26 protein-coding genes are annotated in these 22641 nt (G+C 58.2%); 11 read left to right on the top strand and 15 right to left on the bottom strand.

All coding sequences use genetic code 11. From position 1 onward, the window contains the following. Window positions 1–2: 2 nt before the first annotated feature. The gene (locus V4835_RS04325) at window positions 3–983 is read right to left on the bottom strand and encodes a type IV pilus twitching motility protein PilT (protein ID WP_063144918.1); all 981 of its coding nucleotides are present in this window, start codon (window positions 981–983) and stop codon (window positions 3–5) included. Between the two features lie 17 nt (window positions 984–1000). Here V4835_RS04325 and V4835_RS04320 point away from each other — a divergent pair, with 17 nt between their 5' ends. The 6 genes from V4835_RS04320 (at window position 1001) to V4835_RS04295 (ending at window position 4717) form a co-directional block, all read left to right on the top strand. Then, window positions 1001–1702, top strand: a complete 702-nt coding sequence (locus V4835_RS04320) for a YggS family pyridoxal phosphate-dependent enzyme (RefSeq protein ID WP_331411279.1) — start codon at window positions 1001–1003, stop codon at window positions 1700–1702. A gap of 21 nt (window positions 1703–1723) precedes the next feature. Beyond that, window positions 1724–2290, top strand: a complete 567-nt coding sequence (locus V4835_RS04315; protein WP_331411278.1) for a YggT family protein — start codon at window positions 1724–1726, stop codon at window positions 2288–2290. After that, window positions 2287–2583 carry a DUF167 family protein YggU gene (gene yggU, locus V4835_RS04310; protein ID WP_023333349.1) on the top strand — a complete coding sequence of 99 codons (297 nt, stop codon included), beginning with the start codon at window positions 2287–2289 and terminating at the stop codon, window positions 2581–2583. Before V4835_RS04315 ends, yggU begins: the two co-directional genes overlap by 4 nt. A gap of 3 nt (window positions 2584–2586) precedes the next feature. Next, a complete protein-coding gene (locus V4835_RS04305; RefSeq protein ID WP_331411276.1) occupies window positions 2587–3180 on the top strand; it encodes an XTP/dITP diphosphatase in 594 nt (197 codons plus the stop codon). Further along, window positions 3173–4315, top strand: coding sequence for a radical SAM family heme chaperone HemW (gene hemW / locus V4835_RS04300; protein WP_331411274.1), 1143 nt, complete (start codon window positions 3173–3175; stop codon window positions 4313–4315). The genes V4835_RS04305 and hemW overlap by 8 nt, the downstream gene beginning before the upstream one ends. Window positions 4316–4378: 63 nt before the next feature. Further along, entirely contained in the window at window positions 4379–4717 is a 339-nt protein-coding gene (locus V4835_RS04295) for an endonuclease domain-containing protein (protein WP_331411273.1), read from the top strand. 99 nt (window positions 4718–4816) lie between these two features. Here V4835_RS04295 and V4835_RS04290 read toward each other — a convergent pair whose 3' ends face one another. The 4 genes from V4835_RS04290 to gpt all read right to left on the bottom strand — a co-directional run bounded on the left by V4835_RS04290 (window position 4817) and on the right by gpt (window position 8392). Continuing rightward, a complete protein-coding gene (locus tag V4835_RS04290) occupies window positions 4817–5959 on the bottom strand; it encodes an IS481 family transposase (RefSeq protein ID WP_442877306.1) in 1143 nt (380 codons plus the stop codon). 166 nt (window positions 5960–6125) lie between these two features. After that, window positions 6126–6527: a sigma factor-binding protein Crl gene (crl, locus tag V4835_RS04285; RefSeq protein WP_023334619.1), complete on the bottom strand. Its 402-nt coding sequence runs from the start codon at window positions 6525–6527 to the stop codon at window positions 6126–6128. Between the two features lie 57 nt (window positions 6528–6584). Further along, on the bottom strand, window positions 6585–7829 hold the full coding sequence (frsA, locus tag V4835_RS04280) for an esterase FrsA (protein WP_063145509.1): 1245 nt from the start codon (window positions 7827–7829) through the stop codon (window positions 6585–6587). A gap of 104 nt (window positions 7830–7933) precedes the next feature. Next, complete coding sequence (gene gpt, locus V4835_RS04275; RefSeq protein ID WP_010427903.1) at window positions 7934–8392, bottom strand: xanthine phosphoribosyltransferase; 459 nt, start codon at window positions 8390–8392, stop codon at window positions 7934–7936. 260 nt (window positions 8393–8652) lie between these two features. On the opposite strand from gpt, the gene pepD reads away from it, so the two are divergent. Further along, window positions 8653–10110 (top strand): cytosol nonspecific dipeptidase, encoded by a 1458-nt coding sequence (gene pepD / locus V4835_RS04270; RefSeq protein ID WP_063145508.1) that lies wholly within the window; start codon window positions 8653–8655, stop codon window positions 10108–10110. Window positions 10111–10186: 76 nt separating this feature from the next. Here pepD and V4835_RS04265 read toward each other — a convergent pair whose 3' ends face one another. From V4835_RS04265 to trmB, 4 genes are all read right to left on the bottom strand, one after another. After that, window positions 10187–11329, bottom strand: a complete 1143-nt coding sequence (locus V4835_RS04265; RefSeq protein ID WP_442877305.1) for an IS481 family transposase — start codon at window positions 11327–11329, stop codon at window positions 10187–10189. Window positions 11330–11459: 130 nt separating this feature from the next. After that, complete coding sequence (locus V4835_RS04260; protein WP_331411271.1) at window positions 11460–12176, bottom strand: DUF2884 domain-containing protein; 717 nt, start codon at window positions 12174–12176, stop codon at window positions 11460–11462. A 57-nt stretch (window positions 12177–12233) separates the two neighbouring features. After that, window positions 12234–12560 carry a YggL family protein gene (locus V4835_RS04255; protein ID WP_014885198.1) on the bottom strand — a complete coding sequence of 109 codons (327 nt, stop codon included), beginning with the start codon at window positions 12558–12560 and terminating at the stop codon, window positions 12234–12236. After that, window positions 12560–13279 carry a tRNA (guanosine(46)-N7)-methyltransferase TrmB gene (gene trmB / locus V4835_RS04250; RefSeq protein WP_048991671.1) on the bottom strand — a complete coding sequence of 240 codons (720 nt, stop codon included), beginning with the start codon at window positions 13277–13279 and terminating at the stop codon, window positions 12560–12562. The genes V4835_RS04255 and trmB overlap by 1 nt, the downstream gene beginning before the upstream one ends. A 144-nt stretch (window positions 13280–13423) precedes the next feature. Between trmB and mutY the strand changes: the two genes are divergently transcribed. The 4 genes from mutY (at window position 13424) to V4835_RS04230 (ending at window position 17503) form a co-directional block, all read left to right on the top strand. Continuing rightward, complete coding sequence (gene mutY / locus V4835_RS04245; RefSeq protein ID WP_193940433.1) at window positions 13424–14476, top strand: A/G-specific adenine glycosylase; 1053 nt, start codon at window positions 13424–13426, stop codon at window positions 14474–14476. Between the two features lie 26 nt (window positions 14477–14502). Further along, entirely contained in the window at window positions 14503–14775 is a 273-nt protein-coding gene (locus V4835_RS04240) for an oxidative damage protection protein (RefSeq protein WP_023309138.1), read from the top strand. A gap of 124 nt (window positions 14776–14899) precedes the next feature. Continuing rightward, window positions 14900–15976, top strand: coding sequence for a membrane-bound lytic murein transglycosylase MltC (gene mltC / locus V4835_RS04235; RefSeq protein WP_033146615.1), 1077 nt, complete (start codon window positions 14900–14902; stop codon window positions 15974–15976). Window positions 15977–16246: 270 nt separating this feature from the next. Next, entirely contained in the window at window positions 16247–17503 is a 1257-nt protein-coding gene (locus tag V4835_RS04230) for a nucleoside permease (protein WP_331411270.1), read from the top strand. 82 nt (window positions 17504–17585) lie between these two features. On the opposite strand, the gene citG is transcribed toward V4835_RS04230, so the two are convergent. The 6 genes from citG to citC are packed head-to-tail and all read right to left on the bottom strand — an operon-like array spanning window position 17586 to window position 22641. After that, window positions 17586–18389, bottom strand: coding sequence for a triphosphoribosyl-dephospho-CoA synthase CitG (gene citG, locus V4835_RS04225; protein ID WP_331411269.1), 804 nt, complete (start codon window positions 18387–18389; stop codon window positions 17586–17588). Continuing rightward, window positions 18367–18906, bottom strand: coding sequence for a citrate lyase holo-[acyl-carrier protein] synthase (citX, locus tag V4835_RS04220; RefSeq protein WP_331411268.1), 540 nt, complete (start codon window positions 18904–18906; stop codon window positions 18367–18369). Before citX ends, citG begins: the two co-directional genes overlap by 23 nt. Before the next feature lie 2 nt (window positions 18907–18908). Beyond that, window positions 18909–20426, bottom strand: a complete 1518-nt coding sequence (citF, locus tag V4835_RS04215) for a citrate lyase subunit alpha (protein ID WP_331411267.1) — start codon at window positions 20424–20426, stop codon at window positions 18909–18911. A gap of 10 nt (window positions 20427–20436) precedes the next feature. Then, a complete protein-coding gene (gene citE / locus V4835_RS04210) occupies window positions 20437–21312 on the bottom strand; it encodes a citrate (pro-3S)-lyase subunit beta (RefSeq protein WP_032660024.1) in 876 nt (291 codons plus the stop codon). Continuing rightward, the gene (gene citD / locus V4835_RS04205; RefSeq protein WP_063144906.1) at window positions 21309–21602 is read right to left on the bottom strand and encodes a citrate lyase acyl carrier protein; all 294 of its coding nucleotides are present in this window, start codon (window positions 21600–21602) and stop codon (window positions 21309–21311) included. The genes citE and citD overlap by 4 nt, the downstream gene beginning before the upstream one ends. 16 nt (window positions 21603–21618) lie before the next feature. Continuing rightward, window positions 21619–22641, bottom strand: a complete 1023-nt coding sequence (gene citC, locus V4835_RS04200) for a [citrate (pro-3S)-lyase] ligase (RefSeq protein WP_331411265.1) — start codon at window positions 22639–22641, stop codon at window positions 21619–21621.

The following is a 22641-nucleotide window of genomic DNA, read 5'->3' as shown; positions in this document are numbered from 1 at the left end:
GCCTACAGCCGCCCCTGCGCCCGTCTCTCCGCCAGGCTCTGGTCAAAGTTCTGCATTCCTGCCTGTTGACCGGTTTGGATGATGCCGGGCAGTTGCCACGTTTTCCCTTCACGAATAAGATTCGCCGCCGCTGCGGTGTTCACCAGCAGTTCATACAACGCGACGCGCCCGCCCTGTAGATCGGGAAGCAGCTTTTGCGCCAGCACCGCCCGCAGGCTGCCGGCCAGCTGGTTACGCACCGGATCTTTCTCCTGCGCCGGGAACGTATCGACCAGCCGTTCAATCGCCTGCGATGCCCCGCGCGTATGCAGCGTCGCCAGCACCAGATGTCCGGTTTCCGCCGCCGTCAGCGCCAGGCGGATCGTTTCGCTGTCGCGCAGCTCTCCCAGCAGAATCACGTCCGGATCCTGGCGTAAGGCACTGCGCAGCGCTTCGGCAAATGACGGGCTGTGCTGGCCTATCTCCCGCTGCTGGATCAGGCAACGCTCGCTCTGGTAGATAAACTCCACCGGATCTTCAAGCGTGAGGATATGGCCGTCAGCATGGCGGTTAAGAAAATCGACCATCGCCGCCAGCGTAGTGGATTTACCGCTGCCGGTTGCCCCTGTCACCAGAATCAGCCCGGCGTCATTGGACAACAGTTCCGGGATTGCCCGCGGCGCGCCCAGCGAAGCGAGCTGCGGGCAGGTACGCGGCAACAGCCGCAGCGTCACAGAGATACCGCTCATCTGCTTAAAGGCACTGCCGCGCAGACGCTGGCCTCCCGTTACCGTCGCGGCAAAGTCCACCTGCCCGTTCGCCCACCAGGTTCCCTGCTGCTCATCGTTGAGCCACGCTTTTAATAACGCCCCAACGTCGGGAGGCGGAAAGGGAGCAGGCTCAAGCCGGCCTAATCTGCGCCAGCGCGGCGGTGAATCACTGCACAGGTGTAGATCGGAGACGTTATGCTTTACACTAAGGGCCACAATTTCTTCCACATCCATAGACTACTCCTCGGAAAATGAACGACATTGCGCATAACCTGGCACAGGTCCGGGACAAAATCTCAGCCGCTGCAACGCGTTGCGGCCGGGCTTCAGAAGAAATTACGCTGCTTGCAGTCAGCAAAACCAAGCCTGCGAGCGCCATCGCAGAAGCCATTGATGCAGGCCAGCGGGCGTTTGGTGAAAACTACGTGCAGGAAGGCGTGGATAAAATTCGCTACTTCCGGGAACAGGGGAAGACGAGTCTGCAATGGCACTTTATTGGCCCGCTGCAGTCGAACAAAAGCCGTCTGGTGGCAGAGCACTTCGACTGGTGCCATACCATCGACCGTCTGCGCATTGCTACCCGTCTGAATGACCAGCGTCCGGCAGACATGCCGGCACTCAACGTGCTTATTCAGGTCAACATCAGCGACGAAAACAGCAAGTCCGGCATTGCGCTGAGCGAGCTGGACGCGCTGGCCGCAGAGGTGGCCGAACTGCCGCGCTTAACCCTGCGCGGGCTGATGGCCATTCCGGCACCTGAGTCAAGTTATGAAAGGCAGTTTGCCGTGGCACAGCAAATGGCTGTAGCATTTGAGGCGCTTAAAGCGCGCTATAACACGGTAGACACGCTTTCTCTGGGCATGTCGGATGATATGGAAGCCGCCATCGCGGCAGGCAGCACTATGGTGCGCATCGGCACGGCAATTTTCGGTGCGCGCGACTACTCAAAATAATAAGGAAACCTGAGGAACGCCATGAAGACGTTGACTTTCCTGCTCTCAACTGTGCTTGAGCTGTATACGATGGCGCTTTTGCTGCGCGTCTGGATGCAGTGGGCCCGCTGTGATTTTTACAATCCGTTCTCGCAGTTTGTCGTGAAAATCACGCAACCTATTGTCGGACCATTGCGCCGTATTATCCCGGCGATGGGTCCCATCGACAGTTCGTCTCTGCTGGTGGCGTTTATTCTGAGCGTTATCAAAGCAATCGTGCTGTTTATGGTCATTACCTTCCAGCCGATTATCTGGATTGCTGCGGTCCTGATTCTGGTCAAAACCGTCGGCCTGCTGATTTTCTGGGTGCTGCTGGTCATGGCCATCATGAGCTGGGTAAGCCAGGGGCGTAGCCCGGTGGAGTATGCCTTGATTCAGCTGGCCGAGCCGCTGCTGCGTCCGATCCGTAACCTGCTTCCGTCTATGGGCGGCATCGACTTTTCCCCGATGCTCCTGGTTCTGCTGCTCTATGTGGCCAATATGGGGATTGCCGAGCTGTTACAGGCCACTGGCAACATGCTGCTGCCGGGGCTGTGGATGGCGCTATGAGTGCCGTAAGCACCTGCGCTGACGGGCTGGTTTTGCGGCTGTATATTCAGCCCAAAGCCAGCCGTGACAGTATTGTTGGGCTGCATGGCGACGAGTTAAAAGTCGCCATCACCGCCCCGCCGGTTGACGGCCAGGCGAACGCGCATCTGACCAAATATCTGGCAAAACAGTTTCGCGTCGCCAAAAGCCAGGTCATCATTGAAAAAGGTGAACTTGGGCGACATAAACAGGTAAAAATCCTTAATCCGCAATCTATCCCGACGGAAGTCGCGGCTCTGAAAGAACAGGACTAAACCATGCAGAAAGTTGTTCTCGCGACCGGCAACGCCGGTAAAGTGCGCGAGCTGGCCTCGCTATTAAATGACTTTGGGCTGGACATGGTCGCCCAGACCGATCTTGGCGTGGAGTCCGCCGAAGAGACGGGGCTGACGTTTATCGAAAACGCGATCCTGAAAGCACGCCACGCTGCGCAGATTACGGGCCTGCCCGCGATTGCCGACGACTCCGGCCTGGCCGTGGATTTTCTCGGCGGCGCGCCGGGGATTTACTCCGCGCGCTACTCCGGCGTTGACGCCACCGACCAGCAGAATCTGGAAAAGCTGCTTGTCGCCCTGAAAGACGTACCGGACGAGCAGCGCACCGCCCAGTTCCACTGCGTGCTGGTCTATATGCGTCACGCGGAAGACCCTACGCCGATCGTCTGCCACGGCAGCTGGCCGGGCGTGATAACCCGTGAAGCGGCTGGCAGCGGCGGCTTTGGCTACGACCCGATTTTCTTTGTCCCGACCGAGGGCAAAACCGCTGCGGAACTGACCCGCGAAGAGAAAAGCGCGATTTCCCACCGTGGACGCGCGCTGAAACTGTTACTGGAAGCACTGCGTAATGGCTAATTTGCCGCCTCTGAGTCTTTATATTCACATCCCGTGGTGCGTGCAGAAATGCCCGTACTGCGATTTCAACTCTCACGCGCTGAAGGGCGAAGTGCCGCACGATGACTACGTTGCGCATCTGCTGGCCGACCTGGACGCCGATGTTGCTTACGCACAGGGACGTGAAGTTAAGACCATTTTCATTGGTGGCGGTACGCCGAGCCTGCTGTCCGGCCCGGCGATGCAGACGCTGCTGGACGGCGTGCGTGCGCGCCTGAACCTGGCGGCGGATGCTGAAATTACGATGGAAGCCAACCCCGGCACCGTTGAAGCCGACCGTTTTGTCGACTATCAGCGCGCGGGCGTGAACCGCATCTCCATCGGCGTGCAGAGCTTTAGCGAGCCGAAGCTAAAACGTCTTGGGCGCATTCATGGCCCGGAAGAGGCGAAGCGTGCGGCAAGCCTGGCGACCGGGCTTAATCTTCGCAGCTTTAACCTGGATCTGATGCACGGCCTGCCGGACCAGTCGCTGGAAGAGGCGCTGGACGACCTGCGCCAGGCGATCGAACTGAACCCGCCGCATCTGTCGTGGTATCAGCTCACCATTGAGCCAAACACGCTGTTCGGCTCCCGCCCGCCGGTGCTGCCGGACGACGACGCGCTGTGGGATATCTTCGAGCAGGGCCACAGGCTTCTAACCGCTGCGGGCTATCAGCAGTATGAAACCTCCGCGTACGCGAAGCCGGGCTATCAGTGTCAGCACAACCTGAACTACTGGCGCTTTGGCGACTATCTGGGGATTGGCTGCGGCGCGCACGGCAAGGTGACCTTCCCGGACGGGCGCATTCTGCGTACCGCTAAGACCCGTCATCCTCGCGGGTATATGGAAGGCCGCTACCTGGAGCGTCAGCACGACGTTGAGGCGGCGGATAAGCCGTTTGAGTTCTTTATGAACCGTTTCCGTCTGCTGGAAGCCGCGCCGCGCGCGGAATTTTCGCGTTACACCGGACTGCCGGAGTCGGTGATTCGCCCGCAGATCGACGAGGCGCTGGCCCAGGGGTATCTCACCGAGAGCGAGGAATACTGGCAGATCACCGAGCACGGCAAACTGTTCTTAAACTCCCTTCTTGAGCTGTTCCTCGCCGAAGATTCCTGAAGGCTGATTCAGGATTTTGCATCCCGTTCTGCCGGCTGAGGGAAAGGCTGGCAGAGTGTGGGGATGGAAAAATCAAAACAACTCCGAAAACAAATGACGCCCGAAGAATTACGCCTCTGGTATTTGCTCAGAGGTCGTCGTTTCTTTGGGTATAAGTTTCGCCGTCAGATGCCGATCGGGACCTATATCGTCGATTTTGCCTGCTTTAAGGCGAAACTGATCGTTGAGCTGGATGGGGGGCAACATCAGGAAAAAGAGGCTTACGATCGGCGACGAACTGCTTATTTGAATACTAACGGCTGGGAAGTCGTACGGTTCTGGAATAATGAATTTCGCGTTAACGAAGATGAAGTGTTAAATATCATTCTTCAACGACTGCAAGGCCTGATGCCCTCACCCTAACCCTCCCCCACAGGGAGAGGGAACGATTACACCCTCTCCCATGGGGTGTACGGTCCGGGAACATGGTAGACAGGTGTTCGGGGACATGGTGAACACTTTTTAACATCCTTTACCCATGGTGATCGACTTTTTCTTCAGGTCGATCACCCCCACTTTCGTGCTGTACCACCACACCTCATAGCTGCCGTCTTCCTGCATCTCCTTCAGCCCGACCCGTTCTCCCCTGAACGCCTTGCCTGCGCTCAGGCTTACCCCTTTCACGCTCAGCTTTCCGCTGATATCCACTTTCCTTACCATCACGCCCTCGTCATATTCCGGAGGCGTTGTGCTGCCGCTGTACTGCCGCGCTGACGGCTGATACCGCGAGCCCGGTACCGCCATATCCAGCGCCTCGTGCGGGCGTTCAAGGTTGTACACCGTGCGCCAGTGGTCGAAGGCGCGCTGCAGCTCACCGCTGTCTGCGAACCATTTTCCCTGCAGCACCTCTGCCTTCAGGCTGCGGTGAAAACGCTCCAGCTTGTCCTGCGTCTGCGGATGATAAGGCCGGGAGTGCCCCACCCGGATACCGTGGCGCATCAGCCACAGCTCCAGCGCCGTCCAGGTGCCGGTGGTGTCTCCCCACGGTGAGCCGTTGTCCATCGTCATCCGGTCCGGCAGGCCATAACGCTCAAACACGCTGACCAGCTGCTGCTGCACGGTCTCGCGCCGTTCATCGGTACAGTGCGCCAGGCACAGGGAAAAACGGAAGTAGTCATCCAGCAGGGTGAGCGGATGGCAGCGGCCCCCGCCAAAGGGAAAGTGGCCCTTAAAATCCATCTGCCAGAGGCGGTTCGGCACATCGTGTTCGAACCGTCCCGTGGGGGGAATGCCCGGTGAAGCGCCCGGCAGCAGGCCATGGCGGGCCATCAGGTTATGGACGGTGCTGAAGGCGGGCATGGTGTGCCCCTGGTCTTCTAGCCAGCGCTTAATCTTGCGGGCGCCCCAGCGTTCATGGCGCTCATGGGCCATGCGCAGCAGGGCGGTGATGTCGTCAGATGAGCGGTTCGGGGAATGGTGCGGTATGCGGGGCCGGTCCTGAAGGCCGGATGGGCCTTCCTGAGCCCAGCGCTGAAGCCACTTGTAGGCGGTGGCAGGTGAAATGCCGAAGCGACGGCAGAGGGAACGGATGTTCGCCCCGTCCTGCGAGGCGAACAAAACAAACTCGGTACGTAATGACATGGTATCTCTCGCATCCCAGGGCATAAGCGACTCCATAAACGGGTTCTTATGCCTTAGTTGTAAGTGTCTACCATGTCCCCGAACAAGTGTTCACTATGTCCCCGGACCGTACACCCACAGGGAGAGGGAGAAAACCATCAGTTTTTGTAGGCCGGGTAAGGCGAAGCCGCCACCCGGCGCTCTAACACCATCAGGCAGTCAGCTTCACCGCTTCGCTGGAAAAGTCATCCGCGGGTTCGAACTTGAGATCCAGAGTAGCCAGCAGCGCGCGAGCCTTATCGTGGAACTCTTTTAGCGTATATTCCAGGCGGTCAATCACTTCCTGATCTTTAATAGAGGTGGCCTGCCAGTTGCCGTCTTTATTAAACAGGCCAAACTGGTAGCTATACGTAAAACGTTTTTCCTCTGCTTCCATTTCCATCCACCAGCCCCAGAATTCACGTTTTTCGGGTGCAGGCTTCACGTTGACGCATACAGCCAGGCAGTCGAAAAAAAAGCGATTCTCTTCACACTGCTCTTCTCGAATATACGGGCCGAGAGCCATAAACTTCTTAATCAGTCTACTTTTCGGGTGTCCACTCGGTAACGTCATTGCGATCTCCTTTTGTGAAGCCACTGTTTTACCAAACCAGCGAAATTTAGCAATCTATTAACACAATCTCTGAGCGATCCAGCGCGTAATCTCTTTCAGCGCTTTGTCGAAATTCTGATAGACCGGGCTGAACGGCACTTCAAGCAATTTGCCATCCGCAGATGACGAAGTGATTAAGCGCGACTCTTCTTCCGGGCTGAACGGATCGTTTTTCCAGAATCCCGACAGCATCGGCGTTGGGCAGCGACGACCCAGCAACCCTTGCGTTTTTAACGAGTAGCGATTGAGTTCAATGCGCAGCGCTTCGTCTGATGCATCATGCATGCCAAGACGGCTGGCCAGCACATCAAGGTACATTTCAGGTACGCTCCCCTGGCGAGCAGGATCGCTGAGCAGGGCGTGAACGACCGGACCAAGGCAGGCAACGGCTTTCAGACGAGACGATTCAAGGTAGGCCAGACGCACCGCGACGTTCGCGCCAAAACGGAAGCCGAATGCCGCCACGCGGGTGTGGTCAACCCACGGAATGTTTTCCAGCGCTTTAAGCGCATGCTGGTGCAGCAGGCTGGAATCTTGCGTCAGTTTCCATTTGGATGAGAAACCGATTGAGGGCATATCAAGCGTCAGCATCGCGATCCCTTTTGGTGCGAAGTAGCGCTCAAAGAGGCTGTAATAATCGATTTGCAGGGAATCCAGCCCACCGCACATCAGTACGGTCGGGAACGGGCCGTCGCCTTCCGGCATATGCAGGAACCCGGTGACGGGTGCGCCGCCTGGAATGCTGAACTCAAGCTCGCGCATTTGGCCCGGCAAACGCTGCGCCGCCTCTTCATAAGCACGGTTCGCCAGCGCCTGGGCCTGCTCCGCCAGCTCATCACCTTTCAGATGTGGATACGCGGCAATGGCGTAGAGATTGGCCGCATGCAGCCAGTGCTTGCCGCTGCGCGTGGCATCCTCTTCCTGGCTAGCTTTTTGCTGCCAGAGCATCGCCTGTTTCGACCACTCATAGATCCAGTTGCCGCCACGGTAGCCCACCACCGTATCGTAAAGCTCGCTGTCGGTCCGTTCAGATTCGCTCATCACGATACGTGCCTGGACATCAAGGATTTCACGGGGGTCAATACCGCGCCAGATCCACATCAGGCGGTTAATCATGCGATACCAGTGAGGCACGTTTTTGCCATCTAACGCGGACTGGACGGCAGGCTGGGTACCCGGATTAAAGCGACGCACCAGCGTCGACGTTTCAGGGTGTTTGAAACGGGGTTTGAAGAGAGTCTCGGTGAGATTCGCCTGCGTCATTGCGTTGCCTCCATGAATACGTCATATGAAGACTATTGTAACGCGTGGCAGGCCAAAAAGAACAACGCCCGACATAGCCGGGCGTGTAAAGTTACGTACTGGTATTAACGGCCTGAAATAGGCGGTACGAAGACCACGCCCATATCCCATGGCTGTTCAATCCAGGTATCCTGCGGGATATCAATCACGTAATCGTCAACCAGCGGGCGGCCAGCAGGCTTCGCGAAGATAGTGACGAAATGTGCTTTCGGATACATTTCGCGGATAGCAACCGCAGTACCACCGGTATCTACCAGGTCATCAATAACGATGAAGCCTTCACCGTCGCCTTCCGCACGTTTCAGCACGGTCAGCTCGCGCTGGTTGTCATGGTCATAGCTGGAGATGCAAACGGTATCGACATGACGAATGCCCAGCTCACGTGCCAGCAGCGCCCCCGGTACCAGACCGCCACGGCTGACGGCAATAATGCCTTTCCACTGTTCGGAAGGCATCAGACGCGCAGCCAGTTTGCGTGCGTGAATCTGCAACATGTCCCAGGTGACGACGTATTTTTCGCTCATGTGAAGTGTCCCAGCCTGTTTTTATACGGCTTAAAAAGTGTTCGAGGGGGAAATAGGTTGCGCGAGATTATAGAGATCTGACGCACTAAAAACCAGTGTTTAGCGCCCTCTGCCTGAGTTTTTACATGCTTTATGCTACCAGCCAGCAGAGAAAGTGGTATTCTCAGTTTCATCTCGCAAGCCTGACTTGTGGTAACTATTAACCTGCTAACCCTGTGGCCTGCAACCCTGTTTGCAGCGCCTCGACAAGGAGACTTATCGTGTCTGAACTGTCTCAATTATCTCCGCAGCCGCTGTGGGATATTTTTGCAAAAATCTGCTCCATTCCACACCCTTCCTACCATGAAGAACAGCTTGCCGAACATATTATGGGCTGGGCGAAGGAAAAAGGTCTGCATGCTGAACGTGACCAGGTTGGCAACATTCTGATCCGTAAACCTGCTACTGCAGGCATGGAAAACCGCAAACCGGTTGTGCTGCAGGCGCACCTGGACATGGTGCCACAGAAGAATAACGACACCGTTCACGACTTCACCAAAGACCCGATTCAACCGTACATCGACGGCGACTGGGTGAAAGCACGCGGCACCACCCTGGGTGCGGATAACGGCATCGGTATGGCCTCTGCGCTGGCCGTACTGGCTGACGACAGCGTTGAGCACGGTCCACTGGAAGTGCTGCTGACTATGACCGAAGAAGCGGGCATGGACGGCGCGTTCGGTCTGCAGGCGAACTGGCTGCAGGCGGACATCCTGATCAACACCGACTCAGAAGAAGAAGGCGAGATCTACATGGGCTGCGCGGGCGGGATTGATTTCATCTCTACCCTGCCGCTGTCGCGCGAAGCGATTCCTGCGGGCTTCCAGACCTTCAAGCTGACGCTGAAAGGGCTGAAAGGCGGCCACTCTGGCGGTGATATTCACCTGGGCCTGGGTAACGCCAACAAGCTGCTGGCGCGCTTCCTGGCAGGCCATGCGGCCGAGCTGGATCTGCGTCTGGTCGACTTCAACGGCGGCACCCTGCGCAACGCGATCCCACGCGAAGCGTTCACCACCGTGGCAGTACCGGCGGCAAAAGCGGACGAGCTGAAAAAACTCTCCGCCGTATATCTGGATATCCTGAAAAACGAACTGTCGGCGAAAGAGAAAAACCTGACCGTGGTACTGGAATCCGTATCTACGGATAAAGCCGCGCTGACCGCGCAGTCTCGTGACACCTTCGTTCAGCTGCTGAACGCGACGCCAAACGGCGTGATCCGCAACTCTGACGTGGCGAAAGGCGTGGTGGAAACCTCACTGAACGTGGGCGTGGTGACCATGAGCGACGACAGCGCAGAAATCATCTGCCTGATCCGATCGCTTATCGACAGCGGTAAAGAGTACGTGGTGAGCATGCTGGAATCTCTGGGCACGCTGGCGGGCGCGAAAACCTCCGCTAAAGGCAGCTACCCGGGCTGGCAGCCGGATGCGAGCTCTCCGGTGATGGCGCTGGTGCGTGAAACCTATCAGCGTCTGTTCAACAGCACCCCGAACATTCAGGTGATCCACGCCGGCCTGGAATGTGGCCTGTTCAAGAAACCGTATCCGGATATGGATATGGTGTCCATCGGGCCAACCATTACCGGTCCGCACTCCCCGGATGAGCAGGTTCATATCGAAAGCGTCGGTCACTACTGGACGCTGCTGACTGAACTGCTGAAAGCGATCCCCGTTAAGTAATACCCTCACCCCAGCCCTCTCCTTGTACGGTCCGGGGACATGGTAGACAGGTGTTCGGGGACATGGTGAACACTTTTTAACATCCTTTACCCATGGTGATCGACTTTTTCTTCAGGTCGATCACCCCCACTTTCGTGCTGTACCACCACACCTCATAGCTGCCGTCTTCCTGCATCTCCTTCAGCCCGACCCGTTCTCCCCTGAACGCCTTGCCTGCGCTCAGGCTTACCCCTTTCACGCTCAGCTTTCCGCTGATATCCACTTTCCTTACCATCACGCCCTCGTCATATTCCGGAGGCGTTGTGCTGCCGCTGTACTGCCGCGCTGACGGCTGATACCGCGAGCCCGGTACCGCCATATCCAGCGCCTCGTGCGGGCGTTCAAGGTTGTACACCGTGCGCCAGTGGTCGAAGGCGCGCTGCAGCTCACCGCTGTCTGCGAACCATTTTCCCTGCAGCACCTCTGCCTTCAGGCTGCGGTGAAAACGCTCCAGCTTGTCCTGCGTCTGCGGATGATAAGGCCGGGAGTGCCCCACCCGGATACCGTGGCGCATCAGCCACAGCTCCAGCGCCGTCCAGGTGCCGGTGGTGTCTCCCCACGGTGAGCCGTTGTCCATCGTCATCCGGTCCGGCAGGCCATAACGCTCAAACACGCTGACCAGCTGCTGCTGCACGGTCTCGCGCCGTTCATCGGTACAGTGCGCCAGGCACAGGGAAAAACGGAAGTAGTCGTCCAGCAGGGTGAGCGGATGGCAGCGGCCCCCGCCAAAGGGAAAGTGGCCCTTAAAATCCATCTGCCAGAGGCGGTTCGGCACATCGTGTTCGAACCGTCCCGTGGGGGGAATGCCCGGTGAAGCGCCCGGCAGCAGGCCATGGCGGGCCATCAGGTTATGGACGGTGCTGAAGGCGGGCATGGTGTGCCCCTGGTCTTCTAGCCAGCGCTTAATCTTGCGGGCGCCCCAGCGTTCATGGCGCTCATGGGCCATGCGCAGCAGGGCGGTGATGTCGTCAGATGAGCGGTTCGGGGAATGGTGCGGTATGCGGGGCCGGTCCTGAAGGCCGGATGGGCCTTCCTGAGCCCAGCGCTGAAGCCACTTGTAGGCGGTGGCAGGTGAAATGCCGAAGCGACGGCAGAGGGAACGGATGTTCGCCCCGTCCTGCGAGGCGAGCAAAACAAACTCGGTACGTAATGACATGGTATCTCTCGCATCCCAGGGCATAAGCGACTCCATAAACGGGTTCTTATGCCTTAGTTGTAAGTGTCTACCATGTCCCCGAACAAGTGTTCACTATGTCCCCGGACCGTACAGTGGGAGAGGGCCGGGGTGAGGGGCCCAGCGCGCAGAGATCTTACTTCAGCGTCCCCACCAGCGCCTTCCGGCTATCTTCCAGCGACACCACGCGTTTACACACGTCTTTGCCGAACTGCTGGAAATCATCTTCCTGGTTCTTCCACTCGTTCTGAATGGAGGTCTGCAAGCCGCCCAGACTGCCCAGCACGCCCTGCAGCGGGTTACCGCCACCTTTCAGCACGGCTTTGGCGCCCATCTCGTTGATGCTGTCCTGCAGGATGCCGCCCATCGCCTGATTCACCAGCTGCTGCCCGTCGGCACGCACTTCATCAATCGCCTTGTAGTGGAACGTCAGGCCGTCGGTGCGCGTCTCGATAATGCGGTTCATCTGCTCTTTAAGCTGCTTATCGAGCTTCGTCAGGCGGGTGCGCATGTTGCTGCTCTCCCCCACCTCTTTGGTGATGATCTTATCCAGCGCGACACGGCTTTTCTCAACGCGGGTCAGCGCGCCTTCATTAATCCATGGCAGCGCGGTACGCAAATCGGCCTGATAGTCTTTCGCCTGCTCACGCTGTGCGGCAGTCAGGTTGTACTGCTTGCCGTTAAAAGTGACGTTCCCCTGCGGCGTAATCACCAGATTGCCGTTCTCGCCTTTGACCTGCACGGTTTGCGGGCTTAACACCACGTCATCACGCGGGGTGACGCTACATTGATAATCCGCATGGGCGGTGAATCCGGTTGCCATCAAAGCAACAGCCAGCAACGTTTTGCGCATCTTAAACACTCCCTCAGACAAAATGGGCCAGCTAATGCTGGCCCCGTACTTGCTTTATTAGTCCCACCAAACGTCGAAAAGTTCGCTGACGCGGACATCTTCCAGCTTGTGGTCCTCAAGCCATTTACGTACCAGCGCCTGATGTTCTTCGGTGCATTTACCCACTTCCTGGGTGCAGATTAGACCTTCCCATGCCAGGTAGCCGCTACCGTCGAAGGCCAGCTTGTTTGGCTCAATCACGTCGTTGATGAACGCATCTACGTCCTGATCGATCTGTTCTACACTGGTGCCTTCCGGGAAACGCCACGCAACGGAGAAGCCCACTTCCTGGAATTCTTCGATGTGCATCTTTTTACGCAGACGACGGCTACGATTCTTTGCCATTATTTCACCCTCTCGAACATTAAGTCCCATACACCGTGACCAAGACGATGGCCACGCTGTTCAAATTTCGTTACCGGACGCGATTCCGGACGCGGTACATAGTCGTTGCTCGCTGACTGGTTTTTATAGCCATCCAGCGACGACATCACTTCCAGCATATGTTCCGCATACGGTTCCCAGTCGGTCGCCATATGGAAGACACCGCCCAACTTCAGCTTACTTTTCAGCAGCTCGGCAAACGGCGCCTGAACGATACGGCGTTTATTATGACGTGCTTTGTGCCACGGGTCAGGGAAAAAGAGCTGAACCATGGTTAAAGAATTGTCAGGAATCATTTTATGCAGCACTTCCACCGCGTCGTGACACATCACGCGCAGGTTCTCAACGCCCTCTTCATGGGCCGTTGCCAGGCATGCCCCCACGCCCGGGGAGTGGACTTCGATACCGAGGAAGTTCTGCTCCGGACGGGCTTTCGCCATGGTCACCAGCGAGGTGCCCATCCCAAAACCGATCTCCAGCGTGACGGGTGCTTCGCGGCCAAACAGTTCAGTAAAGTCCAGAGGCTGCTCGCTGAACTCAACGCCCATCACCGGCCAGTAGTTGTCCAGCGCATGTTGCTGCCCTTTTGTCAGGCGGCCCTGACGGCGGACAAAGCTGCGAATACGGCGCAGCGGGCGACCGTTTTCATCAAATTCCGGTGAAATGACGTCGTTTTTCATAAAAGAGTTGTCTGCTTGTGAGAATGTTCGGGAAACGGGCATTATCCAAAGTTAAGGCTTCTATGCAAGCATGGGAAAGATCCGGTTTACAGCAGATTGACGCTGTGCTGCAATCTGCGTCCCTGATTATGTGAATCGATGACCATGCAAGCCTCTCAATTTTCAGCCCAGGTGCTGGACTGGTACGACAAATACGGGCGTAAAACCCTGCCCTGGCAAATTGAAAAAACGCCTTACAAAGTATGGCTCTCCGAGGTGATGTTGCAACAAACGCAGGTCGCCACGGTGATCCCTTACTTTGAGCGTTTTATGGCGCGCTTCCCGACGGTGACCGATCTGGCCAACGCGCCGCTGGACGAGGTGCTGCACCTGTGGACCGGGCTTGGCTACTACGCCCGCGCGCGTAACCTTCACAAGGCCGCACAGCAGGTCGCCACGCGCCACAACGGGACATTCCCGGAAACCTTCGACGAGGTGGCCGATCTCCCCGGCGTCGGACGTTCAACCGCAGGCGCTATTCTCTCCCTGTCTTTAGGCAAGCATTTCCCGATCCTCGACGGCAACGTGAAGCGCGTGCTGGCACGCTGCTATGCCGTCGACGGCTGGCCGGGGAAGAAGGACGTTGAAAAACGTCTTTGGGAAATAAGTGAAGCGGTCACCCCGGCCAACGGCGTTGAGCGTTTCAACCAGGCGATGATGGATCTCGGCGCGATGGTCTGCACGCGCTCAAAACCAAAATGCGAACTCTGCCCGGTGAATAATCTCTGCGTGGCGTATGCCAACCATTCATGGGCGCAATATCCGGGTAAGAAACCCAAACAGACGCTGCCGGAGCGCACCGGCTATATGCTGCTGATGCAGCACGGCGACGACGTGTTCCTTGCCCAGCGTCCGCCGAGCGGTTTGTGGGGTGGTCTATACTGCTTCCCACAGTTTGAAAATGAAGACTTGCTGCGTGAATGGCTTAAACAGCGCGGGATTGCTGCCGATAACCTGACGCAGCTGACCGCGTTTCGCCATACCTTCAGCCATTTCCACCTGGATATTGTACCCATGTGGCTTCCCGTGTCGTCATTTGCCTCGTGCATGGATGAAGGCACCGCTCTCTGGTATAACTTAGCGCAACCGCCATCAGTCGGACTGGCGGCTCCCGTGGAGCGCCTGTTACAGCAATTACGTGCCGGTGCAATGGTTTAGCATCGACAAGAAAAAGAGGAATGAGTATGGCCAGAACGATTTTTTGTACTTTCCTGCAGCGTGACGCTGAGGGCCAGGATTTCCAGCTTTATCCGGGCGACCTGGGTAAACGCATCTACAATGAAATCTCCAAAGAAGCCTGGGGACAGTGGCAGAAAAAGCAGACCATGCTGATCAACGAGAAAAAACTCAGCATGATGAACCCGGAACACCGCAAGCTGCTGGAGCAGGAGATGGTGAGCTTCCTGTTTGAAGGCAAAGACGTGCACATCGAAGGCTATACGCCACCGGAAAAATAATATCGAGCGGCTGTTGCCGGGTGGCGCTGCGCTTACCCGGCCTACAAAACCGTAGGCCCGTGCAAGCGTAGCGCCGCCGGGCAATAGCAACGACTAAGCAAACACAACACGCACTCCCGGAATGATGAAAAAACTATTAGCGCTAGCCCTTGTTGCGCCGTTGCTTGTCTCGTGTTCGTCAAAAAAAGGCGAAGATTACAACGAAGCCTGGATCAAGGACACCAACGGTTTTGACATTTTGATGGGGCAGTTTGCCCACAACATCGAGAATATATGGGGATTTAACGAAGTTCTTATTGCCGGACCTAAGGACTACGTTAAGTACACCGATGCCTATCAGACCCGTAGCCACATCAACTTTGATGAGGGTACGATCACGATTGAGACCATCGCAGGCACCGACCCTGCGGCACGACTCCGTCAGGCGATCGTCAAAACCCTGCTGATGGGTGACGATCCGGGATCTATCGATCTCTACTCCGATGCCGACGATATCACTATCTCGAAAGAGCCGTTCCTGTACGGCCAGGTTGTCGATCAGACCGGTCAACCGATCCGCTGGGAAGGTCGCGCCACGAAATTTGCCGACTACCTGCTGCAGACGCGCCTGAAAAGCCGCTCTAACGGCCTGAAGATTATCTACAGCGTCACCATCAACCTCGTCCCGAACCACCTCGACAAGCGTGCGCATAAGTACATTGGGATGGTGCGTCAGGCCTCGCGTAAGTACGGCGTGGATGAGTCGCTGATCCTGGCGATTATGCAGACCGAATCCTCGTTCAACCCGTACGCGGTGAGCCGTTCCGACGCCCTGGGGCTGATGCAGGTTGTGCAGCACAGCGCCGGTAAAGACGTCTTCCGCGCGCAGGGGAAATCCGGCACGCCGAGCCGCAGCTATCTGTTCGATCCGCAGAGCAACATTGATACCGGCACGGCCTACCTGGCGATGCTGAACAATGTCTACCTGGGCGGCATTGATAACCCAACGTCGCGCCGCTATGCGGTGATCACCGCCTATAACGGCGGTGCGGGCAGCGTGCTGCGCGTCTTCTCCAATGACAAGGTGCAGGCCGCAAACATCATCAACAGCATGGCGCCGGGGGATGTCTACTCAACCCTCACCACCCGCCACCCGTCTGCGGAATCACGCCGCTATCTGTATAAGGTGAATACGGCGCAGAAGAACTATCGTCGTCGATAATCAACACACCTTCTCCTGCAAGGAGAAGGTGTTCTGCTTTCCCTCTCCCACAGGGAGAGGGTCAGGGTGAGGGCATCAGGCCGCACTCACTCACTCCATCCATACGAAAATGTTATTTGCATCACAATCCAAACTGCAAATTAATGTGGATTGCATTTTTTTGCGGGAGGTAACAAAACATATCGTTGCCAACTGATAGAATTGCATCAAATAACAACCCTGAATGTTCCTATAACAACATATCTCCCGCTCACTTGTGAGGAAAGTAACATGAACCTTAAGCTGCAGCTTAAAATATTGTCGTTTCTGCAGTTCTGCCTGTGGGGTAGCTGGCTGACCACGCTCGGCTCCTATATGTTTGTAACGCTCAAGTTCGACGGAGCGTCAATCGGTGCCGTATACAGCTCGCTCGGTATTGCGGCTGTCTTCATGCCAACGCTGCTGGGCATCGTGGCGGATAAATGGTTGAGTGCAAAGTGGCTGTACATGCTTTGTCATCTGGTGGGCGCGGGGACGCTGTTTATGGCAGCCCAGGTGACCACGCCGGGGGCAATGTTCATGGTGATCCTGCTTAACTCGCTGGCCTATATGCCAACGCTTGGCCTGATCAACACCATCTCCTACCACCGCATCAAGTCTGCGGGCATGGACATCGTGACCGACTTCCCGCAAATCCGTATCTGGGGCACCATCGGCTTTATCATGGCGATGTGGGGCGTGAGCTTCGCGGGCTTTGAACTGAGCCATATGCAGCTCTATATCGGTGCGGCGCTCTCCGTGGTGCTGGCCGTGTTTACCCTGACGCTGCCGCACATTCCGGTTTCTAACCAGCAGAAAAACCAGAGCTGGAGCGCCATGCTCGGCCTGGACGCGTTCGCGCTGTTCAAAAACAAGCGCATGGCGATCTTCTTTATCTTCTCCATGCTGCTGGGCGCTGAGCTGCAAATCACCAACATGTTCGGCAACACCTTCCTGCACAGCTTCGATAACAACCCGCTGTTTGCCGGAAGCTTTATCGTCGAGCACGCGTCGGTGATGATGTCCATCTCTCAGATCTCTGAGACGCTGTTCATCCTGACCATCCCGTTCTTCCTGAGCCGCTACGGCATCAAAAACGTCATGCTGATCAGTATCGCGGCATGGATGTTGCGCTTCGGCCTGTTCGCCTACGGTGACCCGAGCGCGTTCGGCACCGTGCTGCTGGTGCTGTCGATGATCGTTTACGGCTGCGCCTTCGACTTCTTCAACATCTCCGGTTCGGTGTTTGTGGAAAAAGAGGTGAAGCCTGAAATCCGCGCCAGCGCGCAGGGTATGTTCCTGATGATGACCAACGGCTTCGGCTGTATTCTGGGCGGCGTGGTGAGCGGTAAAGTGGTAGAGATGTACACCACCAACGGCATCACCAACTGGCAGCCCGTGTGGCTGATCTTCGCCGCGTACTCGCTGGTGCTGTTCTTCGCGTTCATCGCGCTGTTCAAGTACAAGCACGTGCGCGAGCCGCACGGTGCGCAGCCGATTGCGCATTGATTGTTGTGCCCGGTGGCGCTGCGCTTACCGGGCCTACAAAAGCAGACCGTAGGCCGGGTAAGCGTTAGCGCCACCCGGCTTTTTATTTTATTGCAGACAGCACCCACCCCACCGACAGCAAATCCGCGCTGCCGCCCGGGCTTAGGTTCCGTTCAATCAATGCCTTATCCATCTTAAGCAACGCCTCGCGATCCCAGCCGTTAGCCAGCAGTTCCCGCGCGTAGCCCTGAACGTAGCGCAGCCCTTCAATGCCGCCGCGCGACACGAGATTAGTGTCCTGATTAACCGCCATCAGGCGCAGCAGCAGCCCGTGAAGCGACTGTCCGCTCCACTGCGCCAGCGCCCTACGCGCCGTCGCAAAGCCGCTTTCCGCCTCACCGCGCGCGCCGGTTAAGCCGTACTGCTGAAACTGCCGCTCGCCCGCCGTCGCCTGCCCGCTGCGTGCGGCCAGCTCACGCGACACCAGCCCGCGGCAGATGTTACTCACCTCACAACATAGGCTGTCTGCGGAGATATTTTTCACACGCCCGGCGGCGAAGCACAGTAAACCGAGGGCAAAAATCCCCCCCTTGTGGGTGTTCACTCCGTTCGTCGCGGCGTACATCGCCTGCTCGCAGGCCATCCCCATCGGGCGGATAATCCGCAGCTGTGCGTCAGCGGGTTTATCCGCATGCGCACTACCCAGTTCGGCAAAGCGCGAAAACCACGGCGTAATCGCCGCAATGCTGCGGACGAACAGCGCGTGGTCCATATCGCGATGGGAACCGTTATTGAGCTTGTCCACCAGCCCCGGCTTGGGCGTCAGCTCCAGCTCCTGCCACATCGCCGCTTCGGCAAGCGCGGGCACGTCAGCCGGGCGCGGTTTAGTCGCGAGCAAACCAGTCATCGATCGTCTTCTCCACGCGGGAAACCACCAGCTCAACGGGATGCTTTCGCGAGCGGGAACAGGCGTGAGCGGGCTCGTCGCAGATCAGGCAGCGTCTGAGATTCGCCCCCAGCGACTGACGCCCGACGTGGCCGTGCTGAGGGCAGATCACGTCCAGATCCCACAGCCTGCCGAGCGGGTGCGTCTGCTCCAGATCCGCACAGTGCGCTTTGATTTCCGCCGCCGGATGGGCCACGCACCACAGGGCTTCTGGCCCGGTCGGGAGCCACAGCACCTGGCGGTCCAGCACCTGCCAGCGGTTTTCCCACAGCAGCTGGTCGCACATTTGCAGCGCCACGCCCATGGTATTGCGATAGCGCAGGCTGTCTTTAATTTCCCCTGGCGTGACCAGCGTGAGGGAAATCACCGGCTGTTGATAGTGCTCAAGCATGTCAGCCTGGCGCGCCGCGCGGCGATCTTTCGCCGCCAGCAGTTCGTCCAGGCCGACACCCGCCCGCACGGGTGTCGCTATTGTCATAACTACTCCTTTACCTGTCGCACGGTGTCGATCACGCTGCCGTCGCGGTAGCGGATCACCCCGACGATTTTGTCGGTAAACTCAATCGGTTTCGGTACGCCCGTAAGGGAAATCGCCCGCTCGTAAAGCGCGCTGATATCCACAACTTTAAGCCCGGCTTCCAGCAGCCGCTCGCGGATCTCCGGGCGCGCCGGATTGACCGCAATGCCGTGGTCGGTGACCAGCACGTCGATGCTTTCGCCCGGCGTGAGGCGCGTGGTAACACGCTTCACGACCGTCGGAATACGGCTGCGCAGCAGCGGCGCGACCACAATGGTCAGGTTCGCCGCGGCGGCCACGTCGCAGTGACCGCCGGACGCGCCGCGCATCACCCCATCGGAGCCGGTGATCACGTTGACGTTGAAATCGACGTCGATTTCCAGCGCGCTGAGGATCACCACGTCGAGCTGGTCGCAGCTTGCCGCCTTGCTGCCGGGGTTGGCGTAAACGTTGGTGGAGATCTCCACGTGGTTCGGGTTGCGCGCCAGCGAGGCCGCCGCCTGGCCGTCAAAGCACTGGGTGTCGAGCAGCTTTTCGATGAGCCCCTTCTCGTGCAAATCCACCAGGCTGCCGGTGATGCCGCCGAGCGCAAAGCGTGCCTTCACGCCGCTGCGCTCCATCTTCTCTTCCATAAAGCGCGTACAGGCGGTCGCCGCCGCGCCGGAGCCGGTCTGCATCGAGAAGCCCGGTTTGAAGTAGCCGGAGTGTTCGATCACGTCAGCCGCATAGCGGGCGATCATCAGCTCGCGCGGGTTGCTGGTGACGCGCGCCGCGCCGACGCTGATTTTCGCCGGGTCGCCCACGCTCTCCACCTGCACAATGTAGTCCACCTGGTCCTGCACCAGGCTGGCGGGCATATTGGGGAACGGCACCAGTTCTTCCGTCAGCAGCACCACCTTGCGGGCAAAGTGCGCGTCCACCATCGCGTAGCCCAGGGACCCGCAGCACGATTTACCGTGCGTCCCGTTAGCGTTGCCAAACTCATCGCTGCACGGCACGCCGAGAAACGCCACGTCGATGTTCAGTTCCCCGTCCTGGAGCAGCTTCACGCGCCCGCCGTGGGAGTGAATCTGCACCGGCTCGTCCATCAGCCCGTGGGAGATGGCATCCGCCAGCCTGCCGCGCATGCCCGAGGTGTAAATCCGGGTGATGACGCCGCTTTCAATATGCTCGATCAGCGCGTCGTTGCAGGTCATCAGCGAGCTGGAGGCCAGCGTCAGGTTTTTAAAACCCATCCGCGCCAGCAGCGCCACGACGGTGTTAATCACCCTGTCGCCTTCGCGAAACGCATGATGGAATGAGATGGTCATCCCGTCCTGCAGGCCGCTTCGCATCACCGCCTCTTCAACAGAGGCGCAGAGCTTGCGGCTGTGCTTCGCGTCGCTGTCAGCCAGCCACGGCGTGGCGCTGTGGGCGGTATCGAAGGGTTTTAAGTCCCGCAGATGGGGAAAATTCACGTGAAGAAGTTCTGTCTGATTCATCATCTCATCCTTACCGACGCACGCCGGAGGCCGCCGCGCGTTCGAGCACGACCTGCGCGTGGTTGATAATCGGGGCATCGACCATTTTGCCGTTGAGCGACACCACGCCCAGGCCGTTACGTTCGCCCTCTTCTGCGGCCTCAATCACCCTTTTGGCGTGATCCACCTCTTCCTGAGTCGGGGCGTAAGCGTTATGCAGCAGGTCAATCTGGCGCGGGTTAATCAGCGATTTGCCGTTGAAGCCCATCTTGCGGATCAGATCGACCTCGCGAAGGAACCCGGCCTCGTCGTTAACGTCTGACCACACCACGTCGAAGGCGTCGATGCCCGCCGCGCGGGCGGCGTGCAGCACGGCGCAGCGGGCGTAGAACAGCTCGGTGCCGTCGCCGCGCTCGGTCTGCATGTCCATCACGTAGTCAAAGGCGGCCAGCGCGATGCCGATGAGGCGCGGAGAGCTGCGGGCAATCGCCACGGCATTGATAACGCCAATGGCTGATTCAATCGCCGCCATCACGCGGGTGGAGCCGACCTCGCGCCCACACTCGCGCTCGATACGCTCAAGGTGGCCTTCCAGCTCGTAGATATCGTCCGGCGTGTCGGTTTTCGGCAGGCGGATCACGTCCACGCCGGCCCGTACGGCGGCCTCCAGATCCAGCAGGCCAAACGGCGTGCTGAGCGGGTTAATGCGCACCACGGTTTCGATATCCTGATACATCGGGTGTTGAAGCGCGTGGAACACCAGCATGCGCGCGGTATCCTTCTCGCGCAGGGCGACGGCGTCCTCAAGGTCAAACATGATGGAGTCGGGACGGTAGATAAAGGCGGTTGAGAGCATGGCGGCGTTGGCGCCCGGCAGGAACAACATGCTGCGGCGGAGTTTGCTCATTTCAGCGCCCCCCAGCTGATGCCCTGTTCATCGGCGGCACGCATCAGCGCGCTTTGCAGGCGGGCGCGGATAACACAGTCCAGCGCCCCTTTGTCTTCAATAATGATAAGTCCCTGGTGCACGTTCATGGCGCGCAATGTGTCGTTGACCACCTGGCGAATTTGCTCGCCAAACTGCTTAATCACTTCACTGTGGATGACTATCTCCAGCTCGCCGTGAGCGGGAGCGATTTTCACCATCAGGTCGCTGGACTCCTGCGTTCCGGCCAGCGCCTCCCTTACAATTTTCATGATAAATTCCTGGTAGTTAAGCGACTTCCGCACTCGCACGGTAATGCGTTTCGAGATGCGCGAAGGTGGAGTCCGGGACAATCTCCCGGATCCGGGAAAACTGCTGTGTCTTCAGTAAGCGGCGCACTTCAGACGCTGATATAGCGTTGCCGGTGGCCTTGATGCGCGGCATTTCCACCACTTCGATATGCGAGGCCAGCAGGTCGTGCAGCGTCTGGTTGTACTGGCGGGTGATATCGCAAAACGGCTCCGAGCCGATGAAGCGGTGCGTGATGCCGAGCGCCGGGGCGACGAAGTCCCGGAAGATCAGCACGTCGATTTCGCTCCACGCCTGCTGCACTTTGCCGGTCTCCTTCAGGAAGTAGGCCGGGAAGGTGGCGCGGGAGATGATGTACTGCGAGCCTTCATGCACCACCACGTTCGGCAGATGCGCCACGCCCGCGCGCACCATCTCGAGCCGTGCGCTGAACGGGAAGAACGAGGCGTCTTCACGCACCACGAACAGATGCAGGGCGTCGCACCGCGTCGCCGCCTGCTCCACCAGATGGCGATGGCCGAGGGTGAACGGATTGGCGTTCATCACTATCGCGCCAATGTTCTCCCCGCACCTGCGCTTCGCGCGCAGGGAACGGCAGTAGCGTTCGATCCCCTGCGGGGTGTTCTCCATCAGCACCGCGTTGTTCCCGCTTTGGGCAATTGGCCAGAAGCCGCTGCGCGCAAAGCGCTCCCGGTTGCACGGGCGGGTGCAGAGGAAGAGGTGAAAATGGCCGCGCTCCAGCGCCGCATTTTCTACCTCTGCCAGCAGCCGCGCGCTGAGGTTCTCGCCGCGAAGCTGTTCGTTAACCGCCACGCATTTGATGACGTTGGCAGCAAGCCCTGCGCAACCCACCAGCTGCGGGCCGGACCAGGCTTCGACAAACAGCGTGATGTCGTTGTCCAGGCCAAGGCCGCTGTCTGCCAGCAGGTAGCGGATCTGGCTTAAGCGTTCCGGGTGTTTCGCCACAAGGGTGTGGCGAAAATCAATGGGTTGCGAGTACAT

The sequence above is a fragment of the Enterobacter cloacae complex sp. CARB60 genome, assembly GCF_036487345.1.
Lineage (GTDB): Bacteria > Pseudomonadota > Gammaproteobacteria > Enterobacterales > Enterobacteriaceae > Enterobacter > Enterobacter asburiae_D.
The sequence above is the reverse complement of the archived record's forward strand: the minus strand, read 5'-3'. Positions and strand labels throughout refer to the sequence as shown.

Bases quoted from the DNA above. Each gene is read 5' to 3' on its own strand.
- V4835_RS04290 (WP_442877306.1), bottom strand. From the start codon at position 5,959: ATGCCCTGGGATGCGAGAGATACCATGTCATTACGTACCGAGTTTGTT.
- trmB (WP_048991671.1), bottom strand. From the start codon at position 13,279: ATGAAAAACGACGTCATTTCACCGGAATTTGATGAAAACGGTCGCCCG.
- citF (WP_331411267.1), bottom strand. From the start codon at position 20,426: ATGAATCAGACAGAACTTCTTCACGTGAATTTTCCCCATCTGCGGGAC.
- citD (WP_063144906.1), bottom strand. From the start codon at position 21,602: ATGAAAATTGTAAGGGAGGCGCTGGCCGGAACGCAGGAGTCCAGCGAC.
- citE (WP_032660024.1), bottom strand. From the start codon at position 21,312: ATGAGCAAACTCCGCCGCAGCATGTTGTTCCTGCCGGGCGCCAACGCC.
- mltC (WP_033146615.1), top strand. From the start codon at position 14,900: ATGAAAAAACTATTAGCGCTAGCCCTTGTTGCGCCGTTGCTTGTCTCG.
- crl (WP_023334619.1), bottom strand. From the start codon at position 6,527: ATGACGTTACCGAGTGGACACCCGAAAAGTAGACTGATTAAGAAGTTT.
- V4835_RS04260 (WP_331411271.1), bottom strand. From the start codon at position 12,176: ATGCGCAAAACGTTGCTGGCTGTTGCTTTGATGGCAACCGGATTCACC.
- citC (WP_331411265.1), bottom strand. From the start codon at position 22,641: ATGTACTCGCAACCCATTGATTTTCGCCACACCCTTGTGGCGAAACAC.
- V4835_RS04240 (WP_023309138.1), top strand. From the start codon at position 14,503: ATGGCCAGAACGATTTTTTGTACTTTCCTGCAGCGTGACGCTGAGGGC.
- mutY (WP_193940433.1), top strand. From the start codon at position 13,424: ATGCAAGCCTCTCAATTTTCAGCCCAGGTGCTGGACTGGTACGACAAA.
- V4835_RS04325 (WP_063144918.1), bottom strand. From the start codon at position 983: ATGGATGTGGAAGAAATTGTGGCCCTTAGTGTAAAGCATAACGTCTCC.
- V4835_RS04305 (WP_331411276.1), top strand. From the start codon at position 2,587: ATGCAGAAAGTTGTTCTCGCGACCGGCAACGCCGGTAAAGTGCGCGAG.
- V4835_RS04230 (WP_331411270.1), top strand. From the start codon at position 16,247: ATGAACCTTAAGCTGCAGCTTAAAATATTGTCGTTTCTGCAGTTCTGC.
- V4835_RS04315 (WP_331411278.1), top strand. From the start codon at position 1,724: ATGAAGACGTTGACTTTCCTGCTCTCAACTGTGCTTGAGCTGTATACG.
- citX (WP_331411268.1), bottom strand. From the start codon at position 18,906: ATGACAATAGCGACACCCGTGCGGGCGGGTGTCGGCCTGGACGAACTG.
- gpt (WP_010427903.1), bottom strand. From the start codon at position 8,392: ATGAGCGAAAAATACGTCGTCACCTGGGACATGTTGCAGATTCACGCA.
- V4835_RS04295 (WP_331411273.1), top strand. From the start codon at position 4,379: ATGGAAAAATCAAAACAACTCCGAAAACAAATGACGCCCGAAGAATTA.
- hemW (WP_331411274.1), top strand. From the start codon at position 3,173: ATGGCTAATTTGCCGCCTCTGAGTCTTTATATTCACATCCCGTGGTGC.
- V4835_RS04320 (WP_331411279.1), top strand. From the start codon at position 1,001: ATGAACGACATTGCGCATAACCTGGCACAGGTCCGGGACAAAATCTCA.
- frsA (WP_063145509.1), bottom strand. From the start codon at position 7,829: ATGACGCAGGCGAATCTCACCGAGACTCTCTTCAAACCCCGTTTCAAA.
- yggU (WP_023333349.1), top strand. From the start codon at position 2,287: ATGAGTGCCGTAAGCACCTGCGCTGACGGGCTGGTTTTGCGGCTGTAT.
- citG (WP_331411269.1), bottom strand. From the start codon at position 18,389: ATGACTGGTTTGCTCGCGACTAAACCGCGCCCGGCTGACGTGCCCGCG.
- V4835_RS04265 (WP_442877305.1), bottom strand. From the start codon at position 11,329: ATGCCCTGGGATGCGAGAGATACCATGTCATTACGTACCGAGTTTGTT.
- V4835_RS04255 (WP_014885198.1), bottom strand. From the start codon at position 12,560: ATGGCAAAGAATCGTAGCCGTCGTCTGCGTAAAAAGATGCACATCGAA.